Below are 22,328 nucleotides of genomic sequence, written 5' to 3'. Positions count from 1 at the left end.
AGCCCCGCCCTCCGCAAGGAAGGCGGGGCTCAGCTTTTTGGGGTAGGTCCGTCAGATCTCTTCCGGCGCGCAACCGAATTTCAGCAGATTGCCGTGGCAGTCCCAGACATAGAACTCCTTCATGTTCCAGGGCCGCACGACGAAATCGGAAATGCGTTCCCCGCCGATGGGGTCCATCCCGATCCCCGCTTTCGAATATTCCTCGTAAAGCGCGGGCACCTGCCCGCCCCTGATGTAGCAGGAGGTGTTTTCGGGATGGATGCGGTCATCCGTCAGCCAGAAATGAAGCTCCATGTCGTCGCGCTTCACGATGAGATAATCGCCATAGCGCTCCGCCGCGAAGCCGAGCTTCTCCGTATAGAAATTTTTCGACTGGTCGAGGTCGAGCGAGGCGAGAACAGGAATGGCGCGGGCATAGTCGGTCATGAGCGTTCCGTGGTTTCGAGGCGAGTGGGCCCCGGGAATAAATCCCGGGGCGACACGTCGTCTTATCAGGAACCGCCCAGCGCCTTGTTCGCCGCCTTGTTCGCGGCGTCGGCCTCTTCCAGATAGATCTCGCCGCCGGAATTGCGGAACTCGCCGGCCTTTTCCGCCATACCGCTTTCGGCATAGTCGCGCACTTCCTGCGTGATCTTCATCGAGCAGAATTTCGGCCCGCACATGGAGCAGAAATGCGCGACCTTGTGCGCCTCCTTGGGCAGCGTCTGGTCGTGGAACTCCTTGGCGCGTTCCGGGTCGAGCGCGAGGTTGAACTGGTCTTCCCAGCGGAACTCGAAGCGCGCGCGGCTGAGCGCATCGTCACGGATCTGCGCCGCCGGGTGACCCTTGGCAAGGTCGGCGGCATGGGCCGCGATCTTGTAGGTGATGACGCCTTCCTTCACGTCCTGCCGGTCCGGCAGGCCGAGATGTTCCTTGGGCGTCACATAGCAAAGCATGGCGCAGCCGAACCAGCCGATCATCGCCGCGCCGATACCGCTCGTGATGTGATCGTAACCCGGCGCGATGTCGGTGGTGAGCGGCCCGAGCGTATAGAAGGGCGCGCCGCCGCAATGCTTCAACTGCTTGTCCATATTGACCTTGATCTTGTGCATCGGCACATGACCCGGCCCCTCGATCATCACCTGACAGCCCTTCTTCCAGGCGATCTGCGTGAGCTCGCCCAGCGTTTCGAGCTCGGCGAACTGCGCCTCGTCATTCGCATCCGCGATGGAGCCGGGGCGAAGCCCGTCGCCCAGCGAGAAGGACACATCGTAAGCGCGCATGATGTCGCAAATGTCTTCGAAATGCTCGTAGAGGAAGCTCTCCTTGTGATGCGCAAGGCACCACTTCGCCATGATGGAGCCGCCGCGCGACACGATGCCCGTTACGCGCTTGGCCGACAGCGGCACGTAAGCCAGACGCACGCCCGCATGGATGGTGAAATAATCCACCCCCTGCTCCGCCTGCTCGATCAGCGTGTCGCGGAAAACCTCCCAAGTGAGGTCTTCGGCGACGCCGTCCACCTTTTCGAGCGCCTGATAGATCGGCACCGTGCCGATGGGCACCGGCGAATTGCGGATGATCCATTCGCGTGTGTTGTGAATGTTGCGTCCGGTGGAAAGGTCCATCACCGTGTCCGCACCCCAGCGGATCGCCCAGACCATCTTGTCGACTTCTTCCGCGACCGACGACGCGACGGCGGAATTGCCGATATTGGCGTTGATCTTCACCAGGAAATTGCGGCCGATGATCATCGGCTCAAGTTCCGGATGGTTGATGTTGGCAGGAATGATGGCGCGGCCTTCGGCCACTTCCTTGCGCACGAATTCCGGCGTGATGAATTCGGGAATATCCGCGCCGAAGCTCTCGCCCTCGGCGATCTTGTGCGCGGCATTGGCGAGCGCCTGCTTGCGGCCGAGATTTTCGCGCTCGGCGATATAGGCCATTTCGGCAGTCACGATACCGGCGCGCGCATATTCGAGCTGCGTCACCATCTCCCCCGGCTTGCCGCGCAGGGGCCGGTTGCGGACGGGAAATTCACGGGCGAGATGGCTCTCGCCGACATTGCCATTGTCCTCCGGCTTCACCTCGCGGCCCTCATAGGCCTCGACGCCGCCGCGCGCGCTCACCCATGCAGCGCGCGGGCGCGCAAGGCCCGCCTCCACATCGATGATCGCCTCCGGATCCGTATAGGGGCCCGAGGTGTCATAGACGCGCACGGGCGGCTCTTCGGCGCTCGGATGCAGCGCGATCTCGCGGAACGGCACCCGAATGTCGGGGAAGGCCTCCGGCGCGGTATGGGTTTTGAGGCTGGCGGGAAGCGGCCCGGTGGTCACTTCCATATGCTCGATAGTCGGCTTGACGTTCATCGCAGGACTCCCTTGGGCCCGAGGCCCCTGGAAATCCGGGAAAAATGGCGCGAAAGCGGCTGACCGGACATATATCGGCAAGATACCCGGCAGATCCCGTCCCTTCGCCGGCATGACCCGGATCAGGTGGTAAGGGTGGTGAACCGGTATCAGGCTCATCTCAGCCGGCTGCCGCCGGCCCCCCTCGGTAAGACGCGCAGTGTGACTCTGCCCGCCCCTTCAGTAAAGGGCCGACATTCGGTCACATAATGATGAGTGCAGCCGGCCCGGGAGCGGCATAGACTCCGGTGAGTCGTCCGTTCCCGGAGGGGTGTCCCGACGACGGAACGGAGGCCGGGCTTGTGGCAGAGCCCTCATTCCGACCCAAGGGGGAGAAAACCAAAATGATTTCATCCATGCCGATCGAACTGTCCGTCCTCGTCTGGAGCGCGGCGCTTCTGTTCATTCTCATCGTGATCTATGCCAACGCCAATGTGTCCGCCATGGGCATGCAATGGGGCATCGGCAATCGCGACGAAGGATCCACCGCCGCCGGCGCGGGCCCGCGCGCGAAACGGGCCGCGTCGAACCTGATCGAGAATTTGCTGATCTATGCCTGCCTCGTCATTCCGGCGCATCTGGCGGGCATCCATACGAGCCTGACCGTGCTCGGCGCGGAGCTGTTCCTGATCGGGCGCATCGTCCATGCGCTGGTCTACACGCTGGGGCTCACCTTCCTCGGCATCCGCACCATCGCCTGGGCGGTCGCCGTGGTCGGCTATCTGATCATCTTCTACCAGATCGTGACCTTCTGACGGCTCGCATCGCGAAGGACATGAAGGGCGCTGCGTTTTCGCGGCGCCCTTTTTCAATGCCGCAGGAGAGCGAAGAGGAAGATAAGCGAGACGCCATTGTTCAGCGCATGGAGCGCGATCCCCGGCCAGAGCGAGCGGCTTTTCATGTAGAGAAACATGAGCATCGCGCCGAGCATCGCCACTTGCGCGGTCGTCACGCTGGCGACCACCCCGCCCGCCAGCGCATATTGCAGATGGATCGCGGTAAAGGCGATTGTGGCGAGAAGGGCGGCGGCAAGGCGCGGCATGTGGCGGGAAAGCCCCTGATAAAGCGCCCCGCGAAAAGCCGTCTCTTCCAGAAGGGGCGCGGCCACGACCACCATGAGCGCGGACATGAACACCCATAACGGGCCGGTCGCGACAACGCCCTCCATCGTCCGGTAGCTCTTCTCGATCGTCGCTTCGTCCAGAAGGGACATGAGCCAGACGCTGAACGCCTTGAGCGCGATGAAAGCCAGCAAGGCGTAGACGAACCAGCGCATGCCCGGCCACCGGAAACCGATGCCCGACAACGTGATCCGCCGCTTGCGCAACAGATGAAGTATCCAGGGCAGCATGAAGAGATAGCCGCTGAGGCCGCTCACCAGAACGAGATGATTGCGCCAGGGATCGAGCTGGATTTTCAGCGCCAGCCCCTCGGCCGTCCCCATCGCAAAGGCCAACCACACGCCATAGCCCAGCGCCCCGGCCAACTGCCCGACAATATTGCCGAAGACGATGATGAGCGCATCGCGCAGGCGGAAACCAACCGAAACGGTCCCCTCCCGCTGTGCTGTCCCGGCGGGCGGCATCTCCATCAAGCTGCTCCTTCTCGCCCGAAAAGCCAACGGCGGTTATCAGTCCGCGAACGGATTCTTCAACAAGATCGTAGCCTCACGCTCCGGCGAAGTCTAAAGCGGCGTGATCGGGCATCAGCGTCTGACCGAATCGGGATCGAAGTCTTGAAGGGTGCTGAACTGGCTGCGCCCTTTTCAGTGCTGCAGGAGAACGAAGAAGAAGATGAGCGAGACGCCATTGTTCAGCGCATGGAGCGCGATTCCCGGCCAGAGCGACCCGCTCTTCATGTAAAGAAACATGAGGGCGGCGCCGAGCATCGCCACTTGCGCGGACGTCACGCTGGCGACCACCCCATCCGCCAGCGTGTATTGCAGTTGAATGACCACGAAGACAGCGACCGAAAGCGCCGCCGCCGCGAGTCTCGGCATATGCCGCGAAAGCCCGTGAAAAAGAGCACTACGAAATGCAATCTCCTGTAGCACGGGTCCGATGACGACCACCAGCAACACCGACAAAACCGCCCAGGCCGGTTCGGAACTGATCAAACCATCCATCTTCCGGTAGATCGCTTCGATCGTTTCCGCATCCAGAAAATGCATCAAGCCGGCGCTGATCCCGTAAAGAACGAGAAAGAACAGAAGGGCGATGCCAAACCAACGCCGATCCGTCCGCACCAGACCGATCTCCCTTAGCGTGATCCGCCTGACGTACAAGAGAATTAATATCCACGGCAGCATCAGGAGATAGGCGTAGAGAATGGTCACCAGAACGAGATGGTTCAGGTAAGGCTCCGCATACGCCACCGAAAACAGGCGGTCGTCATCCTCTATGCCCAATTCCGACGCGAGCCCCGAAACGTAAAAAACCGGTCCGATAAACTGACCGATCAGCATACCGGCAATTATGATGACCGCATCGCGGAGGCGAAACCGCCCGTCCCCAGCGCGCATTGACTTGGGTGTCTCAGCGGATGGCGTCACTACCCTTTCGCTGTCGGGTCCCCAAGGCATCGCGTCAGTCCTCGAAGGGATCCTTCATCAGGATCGTGTCCTCGCGCTCCGGCGAGGTCGACAGAAGCGTGACCGGGCATTCGATCAGCTCCTCGATATGGCGCACATATTTGATCGCCTGCGCGGGCAGTTCCGCCCATGTCCGCGCGCCGAAGGTGGTTTCCTGCCAGCCTTCCAGCGTCTCGTAAATCGGCTCCACACGCGCCTGCAGCGCCGCCCCGCCCGGCAGATAGTCGAGCACCTGACCGTCCAGCTTGTAGCCGGTGCAGATCTTCACCTCGTCGAAGCCGTCCAGCACGTCGAGCTTGGTCAGCGCCACATCGGTGATACCGCTGGTCTTGATGGCCTGGCGCACAAGCACCGCGTCGAACCAGCCGCAACGGCGCTTGCGCCCCGTCACCACGCCGAATTCGCGGCCCCGCTCGCCGAGCTTCTGGCCGATCTCGTCGTCGAGTTCGGTCGGGAACGGCCCCTCGCCCACACGCGTCGTATAGGCCTTGGTGATGCCGAGCACCGTGTCGATGGCGGCAGGCCCCATGCCGGAGCCGGTCGCGGCCTGCGCGGACACGGTGTTGGAGGACGTCACATAGGGATAGGTGCCGTGATCGATGTCGAGCAGCGTGCCCTGCGCACCCTCGAACAGGATGCGGCTGCCCTTGCGGCGCACCCCGTCCAGCAGACGCCAGACCGAATCCATGTACGGCAGGATCGACGGTGCGATTTCCTTGAGCTGCGCGGTGAGCTTGTCGCCGTCGACCGGCGCCTGACCGAGGCCGCGGCGCAGCGCATTGTGATGCGCCAGCATCTTCTCCACCTTGTCGGCCAAAGCATCGAGGTCCATCAGGTCCATCACGCGCAGCGCGCGGCGGCCCACCTTGTCTTCATAGGCCGGACCGATGCCGCGCTTGGTGGTGCCGATCTTGGTGCCGCTATTGGAGTTCTCTCGGATCTCGTCGAGTTCGCGGTGCAGCGGCAGGATGAGCGTCGCATTCTCCGCAATGCGCAGCCGATCCGGACCGATCTTCACGCCCTGCTCCGCCAGCCGGGAAATCTCGTCCAGCAGCGCCCAGGGGTCGACCACCACGCCATTGCCGATGACGGAGAGCTTGCCTTCGCGCACCACGCCGGACGGCAGCAGCGACAGCTTGTAGGTCACGCCGTCGATGACCAGCGTATGGCCCGCATTGTGCCCGCCCTGGAAACGCACCACCACATCGGCGCGCTCGGACAGCCAGTCCACAATCTTGCCCTTGCCCTCGTCGCCCCATTGGGACCCGACAACCGCTACATTCGCCATCGCTTTAGCCTTTGAAATCCAGTGGCCGGCGCTCCGCGGCCATGGCCCAGGAAAAACCGGGCCGCCAGACACGCCAAAAGCCCCGCGCATCTTCCGCCCGGGGCTTTGCGATTGTCTATCCGATCATCCAACATATGGAAAGAGGCTTAGTCATGCACAATGGCCCATGAAATTTGATGAGTCAGGCTGAAAATAATGACAAAGAATAGCAATGAAGATAGAAAAAACGAAGAAAAGAGAATCAAGCAGAATAAAAATGCCGACTTGATCGCCAATTTAATAGTAAATTCATATCCAAATCTAGCTAATTACAAGATAAATTTACAAAAAATAAAAATACCTAATATAAAAATTAGTCAAGAAACCGTCGAGCAGATATACCATTTCGCAGAATCTATAAATAAAATTGCATCAAATATTTCTATATCATTTTATGCTCTAAAGAAGTCGTTCCAAAATCTCCAAAGATTGGAGCGCATCGGATGGCTTCCCCACTCGACAACACCCATTTTCCTTCTCAATGAAAGTGAAGAAATATCAGATACAGAATTAGATAAACGTATATCTAAATACTATACAGAGAACTGGGATGATGTCATTCAGATATTATTGGATGACTTAGAATCCTATTTGATCGACGAAGAAGCCAAAGAAACTATGCGAGAGGCGCTAAAAGCTCATCAGGCAGGTCTCTTCCGCTGCACACCTCGGCTTTTGTTTCCTGAGATCGAAAGAGTAATTCGAAATGAACTTCACAACAGAAATACAAATAAAAACATAGCTAGCCAAATTGATTTCAGAAAAAATATAAATGAAAGTAATGCGAATTCTGGACTCGGAATAGGATTTCTTGAAATAACACTTCATAGATGCATTCAAGACCACGTATACAAAAAAGTAAGAACAATAGATGAGATAAAAGAGGCCGAAAAAAACCCAACTCCAAATAGGCATGCCGTATCTCACGGTATAGTAATATACAAAACACAAAAATCGAGCGTGAACTCTATAATAATAGCTGATTATATTTTTAGGCTTGTCGACGACATCAAGAACAACAAAGAAATAGATGACAGAGTTTGACGAGTCACGGTCCAATCTAAAAAGGGCGGCCCGAAGGCCGCCCTTTGCTCATTCCGTAAAGCCCGATTCGGCTCAGAACTTCATGCTCTTGGCCTGAACCACATTCGGCAGCGCCTCGATCTTGTCGAGCACGTCCTGCGGCACGTCGCTGTCCACCTCGATGAGGCAGATGGCGCCGCCGCCTTCCTTTTCGCGGCCGAGGTTGAAGTTGGCGATATTGATGCCTGCTTCGCCCAGCGTGGAGCCGATGGAGCCGATGAAGCCCGGCTTGTCGTTATTGGTGACATAGAGCATATGCTCGCCAAGCGCGGCTTCCATATCCACGCCCTTCACCTGAATGATGCGCGGCAGGCCGCCGGTGAAGACCGTACCGGCCACCGAACGCTCCTGACGCTCCGTCTTCACGGTGAGGCGGATATAGGTCTCATAGGCGCCCTGCTGTTCGCGCTTCACTTCTTCCACCTTGATGTCGCGTTCCTTCGCGATCACCGGGGCGGAGATCATGTTGACGTCCGACAGCAGCGGCTTGAGCAAGCCGCAGAGCAGCGCATTGGTGAGCACGCGGGTATTCATCTCCGCGACATCGCCTTCATACTCGATCTTGATACCGGAGATACCGGTTTCCGTCGCCTGACCGGCAAAGGAACCGAGCTGCTCGGCAAGCTTGATGAAGGGCGAAAGCTTCGGCGCTTCATCCGCCGAGACAGCCGGCACGTTGATCGAGTTCACGATCGCGCCCGTCAGCAGATAGTCGGAAATCTGCTCGGCGACCTGAAGCGCCACATTCTCCTGCGCTTCCGAGGTGGAGGCGCCCAGATGCGGCGTGCAGACGACGTTTTCCATGCCGAACAGCGCATTGTCCTTGGCCGGCTCTTCCTCGAACACGTCGAGCGCCGCGCCCGCGACCTGGCCGCTTTCCAGCGCTGCCTTCAGATCGGCTTCGACGATGAGGCCGCCACGCGCGCAGTTGATGATGCGCACGCCCTTCTTGCACTTCGCAAGCGCCTTGGCGTCGATGATGTTGCGCGTCTTGTCGGTGAGCGGCGTGTGCAGCGTGATGAAGTCCGCGCGGCCCAGCAGATCGTCCAGCTCGACCTTTTCAATGCCCATATCGGACGCGCGCTCCGGCGTCAGGAAGGGATCGAAGGCGATGACCTTCATGCGCAGGCCCTTGGCGCGGTCGATGACGATGGAGCCGATATTACCGGCGCCGATGACGCCCAGCGTCTTGCCGGTGACTTCGACACCCATGAATTTCGACTTTTCCCACTTGCCCGCATGGGTGGAGGCATTCGCATCCGGGATCTGGCGGGCAAGCGAGAGCATCATCGCCACGGCATGTTCCGCGGTGGTGATGGAGTTGCCGAACGGCGTGTTCATCACGATGACGCCGGCCGCCGTCGCGGCGGGAAGGTCGACATTGTCGACGCCGATACCGGCGCGGCCGACGACTTTCAGCTTCTTCGCGGCTTCGATGACGGGCGGCGTCACCTTGGTCGCGGAGCGGATGGCAAGACCGTCATATTCGCCGATGATCTTGATGAGTTCTTCCTTGTCGAGGCCGGGCTTCACGTCGACCTCGATGCCGCGATCCTTGAAGATCTGCGCGGCGGCGGGAGAGAGCTTGTCGGAAATAAGAACCTTGGGCATTCATGCCTCCTGTCTTGAACCTTTTTCGTCCGGCGCGGGATTTCGCTGCGCGATGACGAAGGGAAAATCAAAGGGGATTGGATGTCCTGCCCCACCGCCGCGAAACACTCGGTCGTCGGCGTAGGGGCAGAACCTTGTTCGTTCGGAAACTCAGGCCGCTTCGAGCGAGGCGAGCGCTTCGGCAAAGGCCCAGTCGAGCCAGGGCATCAGCGCCTGCATGTCGGACACCTCGATGGTGGCACCCGCCCAGATGCGAAGACCGGCCGGCGCGTCGCGATAGCCGTTCACATCCATCGCCACGCCTTCGCTTTCGAGAAGCGAGGACATCTTCTTGGCGAAGGCCGCCTGGTCGTCGTCGGAAAGCGCGGCGACCTTGGGGTCCACGACCTTGAGGCAGACGGAGGTGTTGGAGCGCGTCTCGACCTTCTCGGCGAGGAAGTCGACCCACGGGGTGCGTTCCGCCCACTCAGCAATAACGGCCGTGTTGGCATCGGCGCGCGCAATGAGCGCCTTCAGCCCGCCGATGGAATCGGCCCAGTCCAGCGCATCGATATAGTCTTCCACGCAAAGCATGGACGGCGTGTTGATCGTCTCGCCCTTGAAGATGCCTTCGATGAGCTTACCGCCCTTGGTGAGGCGGAAGATCTTCGGCATCGGCCATGCGGGCGTGTAGCTTTCCAGCCGCTCCACCGCGCGCGGGCTGAGGATCAGCACGCCATGCGCGGCCTCGCCGCCCAGCACCTTCTGCCAGGAGAAGGTGACGACATCGAGCTTCGGCCAGGCGAGGTCCTGCGCGAAGGCGGCGGAGGTCGCATCGCAGATCGTCAGGCCTTCGCGGTCGTCGGCGATCCATTCGCCGTTCGGCACGCGCACGCCAGAGGTCGTGCCGTTCCAGGTGAAGACGACATCGTTCTTGAAATCGACGTCGCCGAGATCGGGAAGCTGACCGTAATCAGCTTTCAGGATACGGGCGTTTTCAAGCTTGAGCTGTTTGGCAACGTCGGTGACCCAGCCCTGCCCGAAGCTTTCCCAGGCGAGCATGTCCACACCGCGCGCGCCGAGAAGCGACCAGAGCGCCATTTCGACGGCGCCCGTGTCGGAGGCGGGGACGATGCCGATCTTGTAGTCGGCGGGCACGTTCAGCACCGCGCGCGTCTTCTCGATGGCGTCGGCAAGACGTGCCTTGCCAAGCTTCGAACGATGGCTGCGGCCGAGAACGGCGGATTTGAGATTTTCGAGGGCCCAGCCGGGGCGCTTCGCGCAGGGGCCGGAAGAAAAGTGCGGATTAGCCGGACGCACAGCCGGACGCTCTTGAGCGGTCATATAGCTATCCTCTCAGATAGTTTGCCCCTCGTTGGGGAGGGGTGTCCCGCCGCAATAGCTATGCTTGCGCCCTGAGGAAGTCAAATGGATGTCGCGTGAAACGGGGCCGCAGGAATGTGAAACATGTCGCATGGCCCTTCGCCACCGAGAAAAAACCGCATTACGCTGCCAAAAAAGCCACGCCTTCCCGATCGACGAAATTTTCATGACCTCACACCCGCTCTATCGCTGGATCCTGCTTGCCCTGCTCGTCTTCTGCTGGGGGTCGGCCTTCGCCTTCACCAAGCTGGCGCTTCGGGGCATGACGCCGGAATGGGTCATGGCGCTGCGGCTGAGCTTCGGCGGTTTGCTCCTTATCGCTATTCTGCTGTTCAGGAACGAGACGCTGACTGCTCGCCTGCGGAACTGGAGCTGGTTCGCCGCGCTCGGCCTCGTCGGCAATATCCTGCCCTTCTTCGCGATTAGCTGGGGGCAGCAGCAAATCGCCTCTTCCCTGGCAGGCATCCTGATCGGGTTCGTGCCGCTGGCCACGCTCGCCCTCGCCTATTTTTTCGTGCCGGAAGAACGGATCACGCTCCCCCGATTCGCAGGCTTCGGGATCGGGTTTGGCGGTCTTGTCGTGGTGATCGGTCCGGCCGCCCTTGCCGATGTGAGCGGCGACGGCTCGAAACTGATGGGGGAACTGGCCGTTCTCGCGGGCGCATTCTGCTTTGCCTGCAACAATGTGATGGCCCGCCGCGCGCCCGACATGCCACTCGTTACAAAGGCCGCCGGGGTTCTGACGGCGGGCGCAACCATGGGCGTCGTGCTCGCCGGCACGGTCACGCCGCCCGCGGCGCTGCTGGACGCAGGCACGATCCCGCTCTTGAGCGCCGCCGGACTCGGCTTTCTCTCCACCGGGCTTGCCACGCTGCTTTTCTTCCGGATCGTCGACCAGGCAGGCGCCACCTTCGTGGCGCTGACCAACTACCTCGTCCCCGCCTTTGCCGCGCTGGCGGGTTTCCTCCTCTTCGGAGAGGAGCTTCAACTCCGTGTACTGATCGGCCTGGCGCTCATACTGGTCGGCATCGCAGTGAGCGAGTGGCGCCGTCGCAAAGACTAGAACAGCAGCGCCGCCCCGACGCTCGCCACCATCAGCACAGACGCCAGCACGGCCGTTGCGCGCATGACGCCTTCGTTCTGCACGAAGCGGCGAATGGCATCGCCGCCCGCGCCCCAGAGCGAGGTCGCCGCCACCATGGTGACGAAGCAGAACCCGCCGAGCAGCAGGGCTTGCGGAAAATAGGCCGCCTCCCGCGTGACGAAGGTGGAAAAGACCACCCCCACCTGCACGAAGGCTTTCGGATTGACCGGATGAAGCCCGGCGCCCGCCCAGAAAGACGGCGCGATATCATGCGTCTTCCCGCCGAAGCCCGCCCGCGCGAGCTTCCATGCAAGCCAGCAGATATAGGCGAAGCCGACAATCTTCAGCCCGAGAAAGAGCTGCGGCGCAGCCACGAAAAGCGCCCCGAGCCCCGCAGCGCCCGACACGATAACGATAAGCCCGCCGAGCCAGATACCGACGAGATAGGGCATCGCGCGCGCAAGCCCCACCGAGGCGCCGACCGAGAGCATGCTCAGATTGGCCGGGCCCGGCGTGAAACTCATCGTCGCGATGAAAAGCGCAGCAAGCGCCAGGGCGTCGCCATGCATGACCACACCTGCCTTCGATTGAGAAACGACGTAAAACTCAGAGGGAGAATTCGCCCTTGAGATAGTCCGCGCAGCGCCCGCGAATAATCACGCGCTCGCCCGCATCCGTGCACCAGACCGTGCCGCCGCGCGCCGAGACCTGCCGGGCGACGAGATCGGGTTTGCCGAGTTTCTTCGCCCAATAGGGCACGCTGGTGCAGTAGGACGATCCCGTTACCGGGTCCTCATCAATGCCATGCGCGGGCGCGAAGACGCGGGAGACGAAATCGAATTCCGAGCCCTCTTCCGCTTCCGCGCTGGCGATCAGCACCGCGTTGAACGGCGTCATGATCCGTTTCAGCGCCGCGAAATCCGGTTTCAGCGCGCGCACTTCATCGGCGCTATCGAAGATCGCCATCACATTGGGCGTGCGGACATAGATACGCGGCCTGATGCCCAGCGCATCCGCAAGCCCCGCGGGCTCGGGCATCGGCTTTGCCTTGGCCGCCGGGAAGTCCATCGCATATTTGTCGCCCTCGCGCTTCACGATGAGTTCGCCGCTGCGCGTCTGAAAGGAAATCTGCGGGGCGTCGTACCCCAGATGCGCGTAAAGCACATGCGAGGTCGCCAGCGTCGCATGGCCGCAAAGATCGGCCTCCACCGTCGGCGTGAACCAGCGCAGATGGAACCCCTCGCCCTCCGGCACGAAGAAGGCGGTCTCGGCGAGATTGTTCTCCGCGGCAAGCGACTGCATCACCTCATCGGGCAGCCAGCTTTCAAGCGGCACCACGGCGGCGGGATTGCCCTCGAAAACACGATCGGCAAAGGCATCTACCTGATAGAGGGGCGTTGTCATCTCTGAACTCCTCGCCAAATTGTATCGATACAATTTGGTCGTATTAGCTTGGTTTCGACCATTTTTCGGTGCAATTTCACCGTTCAGGCAATATGATGGGGACAATATCCGCGCACAATGCATTTATTGTACCCATGACAATTTACGGTTTCGACCTCGACGATATTGCCGCCCGCCCCGGCCCGCGCTACCGGGCCATTGCCGATTCCCTGCGCGACGCCATCGTAAATGGCTACGCCGAACCGGGCATGCAACTACCGCCCATGCGCCGGCTTGCCTATGCGCTCGGCGTCACGGTCGGCACGGTGACGCGCGCCTATGCGCTGGCGGCAAGCCGGGGCGAGGTGTCAGGAGAAGTCGGACGCGGCACCTTCATCGCCGGCGCGGAAGCGCCATCGCGCGGCAACAGGGGCGTCGGCTCGGCTGCGTTCGTCACCCTGCCCGAAGGCACGGAGATCGCCATGAAGGCGGCCTTCGCGCCGACCGTGGGCCAGACCGACATCATGTCGCGCGCGCTCGCCGCCACCATGGCCGAACCGCGCCCGGCGGAAGAGCCCTTCAACGTCTATCTCGCCCCCGGCGGCAGCCCGCGTCATCGCGCGGCGGCGGCGCAATGGCTGGCCCATGGCGACTTCGCGCCGGGCGCCGACGATATCGTCATCTGTTCCGGCGCCTCGCAAGGCATTCTCACCGCGATCCTCGCCACCACCGCGCCGGGCGACATCATCCTCGCCGAAGAGCTGACCTATCAGGCAGTGACGCAGCAGGCGGCACTGATGGGACGCCGCATTGTCGGCGTGGAGATAGACGACGAAGGCATCGTACCGGACGCCCTCGCCCGCGCCGCGAAGGAGCACGCGCCTGCCGCGCTTTTCATCGTGCCCAATCTGCAAAACCCGACCAGCGCCGTGATGAGCGAGGAAAGGCGCAGGGAAATCGCGGAGATCGCCCGCGCGCATGAGATCGCCATCATCGAGGACGATGTCTATGGCGCGCTCCTCACCGACAGGCCGCCACCCATCGCCTGTTTCGCGCCGGAGATCAGCTATTTCGTCACCAGCCTCGCCAAAACGCTGGGCGCGGGCCTGCGCATCGGCTTCCTCGTGCCGCCACGGCAAATGCTCGACCGCGCCCGCGCCATCCAATACGGCTTCGGCCAGACCGTGCCGCCCCTGATGGCGGAGCTGGCCGCAACGCTTGTCGAAGACGGCGAAGCGCGAACGCTCTGCGGGTTGATGCGCGCGGAAGTCGCGGAACGCCACCGCATGACGAAAAAGGCGCTGTCGGGATATGCCCTACGCCAGAATGACGCGTCGCTTTATGCCTGGGTGGAACTGCCCGACACATGGCGGGCGCATCATTTCGTGGAAGCCGCCCGCGCCAAGGGCCTTGCCATCGCAGCAGGCGACGACTTCATGGTGGGGCGCACGGACCGCACCTCGCGCCATATCCGTCTGGCGATCGGCCAGCCCGCTTCGCACAATCAATTGTCGGCAGGCCTCACCATCATGCGTGAGCTGCTCGAAAGCGGACCGCTCTCCACACCTCTAATGGCGTAGCATCGACCCCATTTCGGGCGTCTCGTCCTCGTCCGGCAAAGCAAGAAAGTTGAGCGGCCCATGCCCCTCGCCGAAGCCCGGCGCGGTGCGGATCGCCTCATGCACATAATCGCGCGCTGCCTCCACCGCCAGCGTCATTTCAACGCCCTGCGACAGCAGCGCCGCGATGGCGGAGGCAAGCGCGCAGCCGGTGCCATGGGTATGCCGGGTATCGATGCGCGGACTCGTCATGGTGTGCATCGCTTCCTGCGTCGCCAGCACGTCGGTGACGATGGTCCCTTCCAGATGGCCGCCCTTGATGAGCACCGCATCCGCGCCGAGGCCGAGCAAGGCATCGGCCGCCGCCTTCTGGCCGTCCAGCGTCCTGATCTCGCGGCCCGTCAGCGCTTCGGCTTCCGGCACATTGGGGGTGAGCAGCGTGGCCATGGGAATGAGGATCTGGCGCAGCGCATCGACGGCATTTTCCGCCAGCAGCCGCGCCCCGCCCTTGGCGATCATCACCGGGTCGACGACCAGCGCCGCCTCGGCGGCCCCCGCCTCGATCTCGGCGGCAGCGCCCTCGATGATCTCCACGCTGTGCAGCATGCCGGTCTTCACCGCATCGGCGCCGATGTCGGAGAGGACGGCTTTCATCTGGTCACGAACGATCTGCGGCGGAATTTCGTGAATGCCGGTCACGCCCAGCGTGTTCTGCACGGTCACGGCGGTCACCGCCGTCATGGCGAAACCGCCCATCATGGTCACGGCCTTGATGTCGGCCTGAATTCCGGCGCCGCCGCCCGAATCCGAACCGGCCACGATCAATACGCGGCCCTGCGGCTCGCCCCTGGCGTTATTGGTCATATTGCTGTTCCGGCGTTTACCGCCCGCATTTGGGCCTCAGGCGGCCCTCAAGCGGCGTTGGCTTCGATAGCCGACACAATATCGTTGACGACGGCGTTCACCAATCCCTCGTCATCGCATTCGCCCATCACGCGGATCAGCGGCTCCGTACCGGATTTGCGGATTACCAGGCGGCCGTTCTTCGAAAGCCGGTTCTCGCCTTCCCTGATCGCCTCCTGCACCTGTTCCTGGCCCAGAGGCTCGCCCTTGCGGAAACGCACATTCTTCAGGATCTGCGGCACGGGATCGAAGACATGCGCGAGCTCGCTCAACGGCCTGTCATTCACCTTGAGCACGGAAAGCACCTGCAGCGCGGCAATCAGCCCGTCGCCCGTGGTGGAGAAATCCTTGAGCACGATATGGCCGGACTGCTCGCCGCCGACGTTGAAGCCGTGCCGGCGCATATATTCCACGACATAGCGGTCGCCGACCTGCGTGCGGTGAAGCGACAGGTCGATGGATTTCAGGAACCGCTCGAGCCCCAGATTGGACATTACCGTCGCCACGACACCCGGCGCGGAAAGCGTGCCCATTTCCTTCCAGTGGCGCGCGACGAGCCCCATGATCTGGTCGCCGTCGATCACCCGGCCGTTTTCATCGGCGATGATGACGCGGTCCGCATCGCCGTCGAGTGCGATGCCGATATCGGCGCGGCGCTCGCGCACCACCCCGCACATGCGCTCGGTCGCCGTGGAACCGCAATCCTCGTTGATGTTGTAGCCATTGGGCTCGGTGCCCACCGTCACCACTTCGGCGCCCAGTTCCCACAGCGCGGCGGGCGCAACCTTGTAGGCAGCCCCATTGGCGCAATCGATCACAATGCGCAGGCCTTCCAGCGTCAGGTCCTTCGGGAAGGTGTGCTTCACATGCTCGATGTAGCGCGCCTGCGCATCGTCGATACGCTTGGCGCGGCCAAGCTCGCGCGCATCGGCCAGATTGTCTTTCAGGCCATTGTCCATGTGGTACTCGATCTCGAGTTCCACCTCGTCGGACAGCTTGAAGCCGTCCGGACCGAAAAGCTTGATGCCGTTGTCTTCGAAGGAATTATGCGAGGCAGAAATCATCACGCCGAGATCGGCGCGCAGAGAGCGCGTCATCATCGCAATGGCCGGCGTCGGCAGCGGGCCGAACAGGAAGACATCCATGCCCATGGAGGTGAAACCGGCGGTCAGTGCAGGCTCCAGCATATAGCCCGACAGCCGCGTATCCTTGCCGATCACCACGCGATGACGATGATCGCCACGACGGAACACGCGCCCCGCCGCCATGCCCACGCGCAACGCGGTCTCGGCGGTCATGTTGCCTGTATTGGCGGTTCCGCGAATGCCGTCGGTCCCGAAATATTTGCGCGACATGAAGGTCCTCAATAAGTCTCAATCCGGCTGCGCTACACGCCCATTGCGGCAAATCGATGAATTCCCGATTTGAACCGGCCTAAAGGCGGCCTCCCCCTGACCGTCTTCGAGACGGTCCGAACGAAAGGTGGAGAACAGATTTTCCCGGTCGGATGGAATCTCGAAACAAGATTCCATCCGACCGGCATCTGCTCTCGCTGCAAATATAAGGCCGCCCGCTTGCAACGCAGTTAACGTTTTCTTGCCGTTTCTTTCAGTGTGGAGTTTTTCCGGCGTCATGCGCCTTAAGCACCTTCAACGCATCGACGAGAGGGCCGGGCTCATGGGTGCGGATCATGTCCGCCCCGTTCAGCGCCGCCAGCACCTCCGCGGCAAGCGTCGCCGCCGAGGCCTCGCCCGGCGCACGCCCCGTCACCTTGCGCAGGAAGCTCTTGCGCGACACCGAAATCAGCACCGGCAGGCCGAAACGGGCCTTGATCTCGCCGACCCGCGCCAGCACCGAAAACGATGTTTCGGGTGCCGACCCCAGAAAGAAACCCATGCCGGGATCGAGCACGACACGCTCCGTCGCGATCCCCGCCTTGGAAAAGGCTTCCAGCCGCGCCTCGAAGAAACGGCAGATATGCTCGATCATGTCGCCTTCGGGCGCGGCCCGCCGGTCGGCATTGCCTCGCCCCTGCACCGAATGCATGACAATGAGCCCGCAAGAGGCATCCGCCAGCCGGGGATAGAGGCTTTCATCGGGAAAGCCCTGAATATCGTTGAGCCAGGCCACACCCCGCTCCAGCGCATAGATCTGGGTCTTCGGCTCGAAACTGTCGACGGAGATTTCCGCCCCCGCTTCGATCAGCGCATCGAGCACCGGCGCGATGCGCCTGATCTCCTCTTCCGCGCCGACGGGCTTTGCATCCGGATTGGACGAAGAGGGCCCGATGTCGAGCAGGTCCGCTCCTGCCGAAAGCAATTCCCGCCCATGCGCGATGGCCGCGCCGGGCTCGAAATATTTGCCGCCGTCGGAAAAGGAATCCGGCGTGACGTTGAGAATGCCGAGGATTTTTGGATCGGGCGCGGACATGTCGCGTTCATACCATCAGGCACACGAAAAAGGGAGGCCGAAGCCTCCCTCAATCATTCGTATTCGACTGCGATCAGGTTCCCTGCGGCGCAGGCGGAACGCCCACCGGGCCGCCTTCGTCGCCCTTCTTGCCGCCCGTGGTCGGCACGGAGGACGAAGGACCGCTGTCGGTCGGCGGCATCGGTTCGCCGCTGTCGCGGACCGGCAGCTCGCCCTTGAGCAGGTTGCTGATCTCGTCACCCGAAAGCGTCTCGTATTCGAGCAGGCCCTTGGCGATGGTATGCAGCTCGTCGATATGATCGGTGAGGATCTGCTTGGCCGTGTTGTAGCCGTCGTCGACGATGCGGCGCACTTCGCTATCAATCATGCGCTGCGTCTCTTCCGACATGTTCTGCTGCCGCGCCACGGAATGGCCGAGGAACACCTCGTCCTCATTCTCGTGATAGGCAAGCGGGCCGAGCTTGTCGCTCATGCCCCAGCGCGTGACCATGGACTTGGCCATGTTCGTCGCCATCTGGATGTCGGAGCTAGCGCCGGACGTGACCTTCTCGTGGCCGAAGATGACTTCCTCGGCGATACGTCCGCCCATGGCAACCGCGAGGTCGGCCTTGAGCTTTTCGCGCGTGATCGAAATCTGGTCGCGCTCCGGCAGGCGCATCACCATGCCCAGCGCACGACCGCGCGGGATGATCGTCGCCTTGTGGATCGGATCGGAAGCCGGCTGATGCAGCGCCACCAGCGCATGCCCGCCTTCATGATAGGCGGTCAGCTTCTTCTCTTCCTCGGTCATGACCATGGAGCGGCGTTCCGCGCCCATCATGACCTTGTCCTTGGCATCCTCGAACTCCGCCATGGTGACGAGGCGCTTGCCGCGGCGCGCCGCCATCAGCGCGGCCTCATTGACGAGGTTCGCCAGATCGGCGCCCGAAAAGCCCGGCGTGCCGCGCGCAATCGTCCGCGCATCGACATCGGGGGCCAGCGGCACCTTCTTCATGTGAACCTTCAGGATCTTTTCGCGGCCCACCACATCCGGGTTCGGCACCACGACCTGACGGTCGAAACGGCCGGGACGCAGGAGCGCCGGGTCCAGCACGTCGGGACGGTTGGTCGCGGCGATCAGGATGATGCCTTCATTGGGCTCGAAGCCGTCCATCTCCACCAGGAGCTGGTTCAGCGTCTGCTCGCGCTCGTCATTGCCGCCGCCGAGACCGGCGCCGCGATGACGGCCCACCGCATCGATTTCGTCGATGAAGATGATGCAGGGCGCATTCTTCTTGGCCTGTTCGAACATGTCGCGCACGCGGCTCGCGCCCACGCCGACGAACATTTCCACGAAGTCGGAACCCGAAATGGTGAAGAACGGCACATTGGCCTCGCCCGCAATGGCACGCGCCAGAAGCGTCTTACCCGTACCGGGCGGGCCCACCAGCAGCACGCCCTTGGGGATACGGCCGCCGAGGCGCTGGAACTTCTGCGGGTCGCGCAGGAAGTCCACGATCTCGGTCAGGTCTTCCTTGGCCTCGTCGATACCGGCCACATCGTCGAACATGACGCGGCCATGGCGCTCGGTCAGCAGCTTGGCCTTGGACTTGCCGAAGCCCATCGCCTTGCCGCCGCCGCCCTGCATCTGCCGCATGACGTAAATCCAGACGGCGATCAGCAGCAGCATCGGGAACCAGGAGATCAGCACGCTCAGAATGGTCGGCACGCCCTCATCGGTCGGCTTGGCGGTAATCTGCACGCCCTTGTCGTAAAGCCGGTCGATCAGGCTCGGGTCCTGCGGCGCATAGGTGCTGAAATTCTTCCCGTCGGTGTAATGGCCGGTGATCTTGTCGCCGGAAATCGTGACATCCCTCACCTTGCCGGCATCCACTTCGGAGAGCAGACGCGAGAAATTAATCTCGGATGAGGATGTTTGCTGGACGGGGCTCTGGAACAGGTTGAACAGCGCAACCAGAAGCAGCGCAATAATCACCCACAGAGCGAAATTCCTGAAATTGGACAACTCTCGGACCTTCCTCGGCTGAACGAATACGTAGTCAGCCTTTGTGCAGGCACCATGCCATGCGCGGAACGCGCGGGCCGGCGACTTTTCGACCTTTTCTAATCTAGTGACAAGATAGTGAACCCGAAAGGGTTTACCAAGAGCCGTCACCGTCGATTGTCTCGAGAAATGCTAGCAGCCCGGCTGGTAACAAGACGTTATGAGACAGGCTTAACGAACCGGAATCGCACGAAATTTCACCTTCGCCCGGCCAATCCCCGCCGCCGCCTCGCCAAAGGGCGCGGCAATGAGACGCTTACCGGCGAAAAGTGCCGGCATTGCGGCAAGCACCTGCGCGGGGGCCTCCGGCAGCGCCACACCTTCCGCCCGCAGGGTTTTGAGCCCCTCCGCGCCGAGCAAATCCGCCCGATAGCCGCCGCGCCGCGCCGGCGCCTCCGGCAGAAAAACACGGAAACGCCCATCCCAGACGCCCTCTCCGCCCGGCAGGAGCGCGACCGGCGGCGCGGCACGGGCCGCCGCCAGCTCCCGCGTCACCGCGATCCGGCGGCCTTTCACGGCGAATTTGCAGCCCGAAAGCGTCCGCCCCCGCCCTAGCCCGCCCGAGCGGATGGCATCCAGTATCGCCCGCAGCGCCTCGTCGCGAAGCGGCCAGGCCCCGCCGCCGACCGCCCGGCCCAGCCGGGACAGAACCCTGAGCGCGATTTCGTCGAAGGCGTCGGTGAGCGCCTCGCTTTCGATCAGCGCGCTGCCCCAATCCGTCAAATCCGCATGGACCGCAATGAACCGCTCCGCCTCGCCGTCCAGCGCCTCGCGCGCCCGCGCCATGCGCTCGGCCGACCGGGCGAGCGTGGCGGCATCGAGCCCGATCTCGGCAAGCTGCGGCAGCGCCCGGCGCAAACGGACGCGCTCATAGCGGTCATCCTCGTTGCTGGGATCCTGCGACGGCGTGAGCCCCGCCTTTGCCACGCCGGCGGCAAGCCGCGCGCGCGGCACGTCGAGGAGCGGGCGCAACAGCCTCAATCGCGGCGCCTGCCCGTCATAATCGCGCGTGGCGACCATCGCCGACAGCCCGTCCACCCCGCTGCCCCGCGCCAGACGCAACAGGAAGGTCTCCGCCTGATCTTCCAGATGATGCGCAAGCAGCAGCTCGCCGACGCCTTCCTCCCGGCAGGCTTCCGCCATCAGCGCATAACGCGCCTCGCGCGCCGCCGCCTGAATGCCATGCGAGGGCTTCTTGCCGGTCCATTTCAGAATGCGATGGGAAACGCCGAGTGCGCGGGCCTGAACGCCTGCCTGACGGGCTTCGTCGGCGGCCTCGGCCCGAAGACCGTGATCGACGGTCAGCGCCAGCACCGATCCGCCCTTGCGCCGTTTCGCCCAGCGCGCGGCATGAAGGAGAAGCGCCAGGGAGTCAGGCCCGCCCGACAGCGCCACGGCAATCTTCCTGCCGGGCGACAATGCGTTCAGCCGTTTGTCGAATTCGCTCTGGCGCAGGGCGCCTTCGCCAGACGAAGCCATCCCGTCGGTCAGCACCCGGCCTTTTGCCGCTCCCGCTGGGCGCGAGCCACAATGGCCGGAGAGGCATTGGGAAACTTGTTGCCCAATTCGCCGAAGACGGAACAGGCCGCGTCCTTCTGCCCGAGAACGATCATGGTCATACCGAGCTTCAACAGGCTGTCCGGCGCCTTCTGGCTGGCCTTGTAGGTGGTGTAGCCATTGAGAAAGGCATCCGCCGCATTCTTGTACTGGCCTTGCGCATAATAGGTCTCGCCCAGCCAGTACTGCGCATTGCCCGACAGCGTGTCGTTGGGATGAACTTTCAGGAATTCCTCGAAAGCGCTGCGCGCATCGCCATAGCGTCCCTGCTTCAGCAGGCCGCGCGCATATTCATATTGCACCTCTGGCGTGCCCTCGGGCAGCGACACGGATGCCGTGGCCGCGGCGGCGCTCGACGCATTGCTCCCGGCAGGCATCGTGCCCAATACGCCGGAAGAGCTCTGCGGGGAGATGTTTTGAGGGCTGGTGGACATCGGCGACGCCGAAGCCTGCGCGCCCGCACCCGAGCCGCCTTCAAGCTTGCTCAGGCGAAGATCCATATTCTGCTGGAGCTGCTGGAGCCGCTGGTCGGTCTGCTGCAGCCGATGGCTCATTTCGTCGAGCTGGCCGGTCAGCCGGCGCACCTGATCCTCGAGCTGCAGGAGACGGGACTGGGTATCGGCACCCGACCCGCCAATTGCGCCGGTCGTCACCGTGCCCGGCGCGCTGACGCCGCCCTGGGTACTTCCCCGCCCGTCGGGCGCATTGCCGCCCTGCTTCTGCCAATCCAGCCAGTCGGGATTGCTTTCCTGCGCATGCAATCCGCCGACGCCGATCGACGCGGCCAGAAGAATGCCTGCTGCAAGGCCCCCCGCGAGCCTTCTCGAGGTCGGGGCCTTGGTGCCTTTAAGCATGGTTATCCTCAATACCGGTATCACTTCCGATCAGCGCCATCCTATAGCGCCAAACAAGACGAAATTTGGGCGGTTTTCACGGCAAGTGCAAACCGCTTCTCCGAAAAGCAACGTGCCCCCGTGCGGGATCGCAAGGGGGCACGCATGTCGCGGG

The 22,328-nt window shown here is 62.3% G+C and carries 19 protein-coding genes and 1 riboswitch; of the genes, 4 read left to right on the top strand and 15 right to left on the bottom strand.

Features of this window, described 5'->3' with window-relative positions; genetic code table 11:
• Nucleotides 1–51: 51 nt before the first annotated feature.
• Nucleotides 52–426, bottom strand: a complete 375-nt coding sequence (locus ACSSVQ_RS14660; RefSeq protein ID WP_454184111.1) for a bleomycin resistance protein — start codon at nucleotides 424–426, stop codon at nucleotides 52–54.
• Between the two features lie 65 nt (nucleotides 427–491).
• Nucleotides 492–2,348: a phosphomethylpyrimidine synthase ThiC gene (gene thiC / locus ACSSVQ_RS14655; RefSeq protein WP_454184110.1), complete on the bottom strand. Its 1,857-nt coding sequence runs from the start codon at nucleotides 2,346–2,348 to the stop codon at nucleotides 492–494.
• Between the two features lie 82 nt (nucleotides 2,349–2,430).
• Nucleotides 2,431–2,543, bottom strand: a riboswitch (TPP riboswitch).
• 188 nt (nucleotides 2,544–2,731) lie between these two features.
• On the opposite strand from thiC, the gene ACSSVQ_RS14650 reads away from it, so the two are divergent.
• Nucleotides 2,732–3,142 (top strand): MAPEG family protein, encoded by a 411-nt coding sequence (locus tag ACSSVQ_RS14650; protein WP_293328545.1) that lies wholly within the window; start codon nucleotides 2,732–2,734, stop codon nucleotides 3,140–3,142.
• 53 nt (nucleotides 3,143–3,195) lie between these two features.
• Here ACSSVQ_RS14650 and ACSSVQ_RS14645 read toward each other — a convergent pair whose 3' ends face one another.
• From ACSSVQ_RS14645 to ACSSVQ_RS14635, 3 genes are all read right to left on the bottom strand, one after another.
• Nucleotides 3,196–3,978, bottom strand: a complete 783-nt coding sequence (locus ACSSVQ_RS14645) for a CPBP family intramembrane glutamic endopeptidase (protein WP_454184109.1) — start codon at nucleotides 3,976–3,978, stop codon at nucleotides 3,196–3,198.
• A gap of 174 nt (nucleotides 3,979–4,152) precedes the next feature.
• Nucleotides 4,153–4,968 carry a CPBP family glutamic-type intramembrane protease gene (locus ACSSVQ_RS14640; protein WP_454184108.1) on the bottom strand — a complete coding sequence of 272 codons (816 nt, stop codon included), beginning with the start codon at nucleotides 4,966–4,968 and terminating at the stop codon, nucleotides 4,153–4,155.
• A gap of 4 nt (nucleotides 4,969–4,972) precedes the next feature.
• Nucleotides 4,973–6,265 carry an adenylosuccinate synthase gene (locus tag ACSSVQ_RS14635; RefSeq protein ID WP_454184107.1) on the bottom strand — a complete coding sequence of 431 codons (1,293 nt, stop codon included), beginning with the start codon at nucleotides 6,263–6,265 and terminating at the stop codon, nucleotides 4,973–4,975.
• Nucleotides 6,266–6,460: 195 nt separating this feature from the next.
• On the opposite strand from ACSSVQ_RS14635, the gene ACSSVQ_RS14630 reads away from it, so the two are divergent.
• Nucleotides 6,461–7,348, top strand: a complete 888-nt coding sequence (locus ACSSVQ_RS14630) for a hypothetical protein (protein ID WP_454184106.1) — start codon at nucleotides 6,461–6,463, stop codon at nucleotides 7,346–7,348.
• 72 nt (nucleotides 7,349–7,420) lie between these two features.
• Here ACSSVQ_RS14630 and serA read toward each other — a convergent pair whose 3' ends face one another.
• Complete coding sequence (gene serA, locus ACSSVQ_RS14625; RefSeq protein ID WP_293329074.1) at nucleotides 7,421–8,998, bottom strand: phosphoglycerate dehydrogenase; 1,578 nt, start codon at nucleotides 8,996–8,998, stop codon at nucleotides 7,421–7,423.
• Between the two features lie 150 nt (nucleotides 8,999–9,148).
• On the bottom strand, nucleotides 9,149–10,321 hold the full coding sequence (locus ACSSVQ_RS14620) for a phosphoserine transaminase (protein ID WP_454184105.1): 1,173 nt from the start codon (nucleotides 10,319–10,321) through the stop codon (nucleotides 9,149–9,151).
• A gap of 205 nt (nucleotides 10,322–10,526) precedes the next feature.
• Between ACSSVQ_RS14620 and ACSSVQ_RS14615 the strand changes: the two genes are divergently transcribed.
• The gene (locus ACSSVQ_RS14615; RefSeq protein ID WP_454184104.1) at nucleotides 10,527–11,423 is read left to right on the top strand and encodes a DMT family transporter; all 897 of its coding nucleotides are present in this window, start codon (nucleotides 10,527–10,529) and stop codon (nucleotides 11,421–11,423) included.
• On the opposite strand, the gene ACSSVQ_RS14610 is transcribed toward ACSSVQ_RS14615, so the two are convergent.
• The gene (locus ACSSVQ_RS14610) at nucleotides 11,420–12,013 is read right to left on the bottom strand and encodes a LysE family translocator (RefSeq protein ID WP_293329071.1); all 594 of its coding nucleotides are present in this window, start codon (nucleotides 12,011–12,013) and stop codon (nucleotides 11,420–11,422) included. The two genes, ACSSVQ_RS14615 and ACSSVQ_RS14610, sit on opposite strands and share 4 nt — an antisense overlap.
• 37 nt (nucleotides 12,014–12,050) lie before the next feature.
• Nucleotides 12,051–12,848, bottom strand: coding sequence for a PhzF family phenazine biosynthesis protein (locus ACSSVQ_RS14605; RefSeq protein ID WP_454184103.1), 798 nt, complete (start codon nucleotides 12,846–12,848; stop codon nucleotides 12,051–12,053).
• Between the two features lie 134 nt (nucleotides 12,849–12,982).
• On the opposite strand from ACSSVQ_RS14605, the gene ACSSVQ_RS14600 reads away from it, so the two are divergent.
• A complete protein-coding gene (locus tag ACSSVQ_RS14600) occupies nucleotides 12,983–14,407 on the top strand; it encodes an aminotransferase-like domain-containing protein (RefSeq protein ID WP_454184102.1) in 1,425 nt (474 codons plus the stop codon).
• On the opposite strand, the gene thiD is transcribed toward ACSSVQ_RS14600, so the two are convergent.
• The 6 genes from thiD to ybgF form a co-directional block, all read right to left on the bottom strand.
• Nucleotides 14,396–15,250 (bottom strand): bifunctional hydroxymethylpyrimidine kinase/phosphomethylpyrimidine kinase, encoded by an 855-nt coding sequence (gene thiD, locus ACSSVQ_RS14595; RefSeq protein WP_454184101.1) that lies wholly within the window; start codon nucleotides 15,248–15,250, stop codon nucleotides 14,396–14,398. The two genes, ACSSVQ_RS14600 and thiD, sit on opposite strands and share 12 nt — an antisense overlap.
• 47 nt (nucleotides 15,251–15,297) lie before the next feature.
• Nucleotides 15,298–16,644 carry a phosphoglucosamine mutase gene (gene glmM / locus ACSSVQ_RS14590; protein WP_454184100.1) on the bottom strand — a complete coding sequence of 449 codons (1,347 nt, stop codon included), beginning with the start codon at nucleotides 16,642–16,644 and terminating at the stop codon, nucleotides 15,298–15,300.
• 253 nt (nucleotides 16,645–16,897) lie between these two features.
• Entirely contained in the window at nucleotides 16,898–17,719 is an 822-nt protein-coding gene (folP, locus tag ACSSVQ_RS14585) for a dihydropteroate synthase (protein WP_454184099.1), read from the bottom strand.
• Nucleotides 17,720–17,792: 73 nt separating this feature from the next.
• Complete coding sequence (gene ftsH, locus ACSSVQ_RS14580; RefSeq protein WP_293329240.1) at nucleotides 17,793–19,724, bottom strand: ATP-dependent zinc metalloprotease FtsH; 1,932 nt, start codon at nucleotides 19,722–19,724, stop codon at nucleotides 17,793–17,795.
• A gap of 210 nt (nucleotides 19,725–19,934) precedes the next feature.
• Nucleotides 19,935–21,242, bottom strand: a complete 1,308-nt coding sequence (gene tilS, locus ACSSVQ_RS14575) for a tRNA lysidine(34) synthetase TilS (protein ID WP_454184098.1) — start codon at nucleotides 21,240–21,242, stop codon at nucleotides 19,935–19,937.
• Nucleotides 21,243–21,250: 8 nt separating this feature from the next.
• The gene (gene ybgF, locus ACSSVQ_RS14570; RefSeq protein WP_454184097.1) at nucleotides 21,251–22,174 is read right to left on the bottom strand and encodes a tol-pal system protein YbgF; all 924 of its coding nucleotides are present in this window, start codon (nucleotides 22,172–22,174) and stop codon (nucleotides 21,251–21,253) included.
• Nucleotides 22,175–22,328: the final 154 nt, after the last annotated feature.

It is taken from the genome of Parvibaculum sp. MBR-TMA-1.3b-4.2, assembly GCF_053628815.1.
Note: the sequence above shows the minus strand (reverse complement) of the source record. Positions and strands in the feature narration are given on the sequence as shown.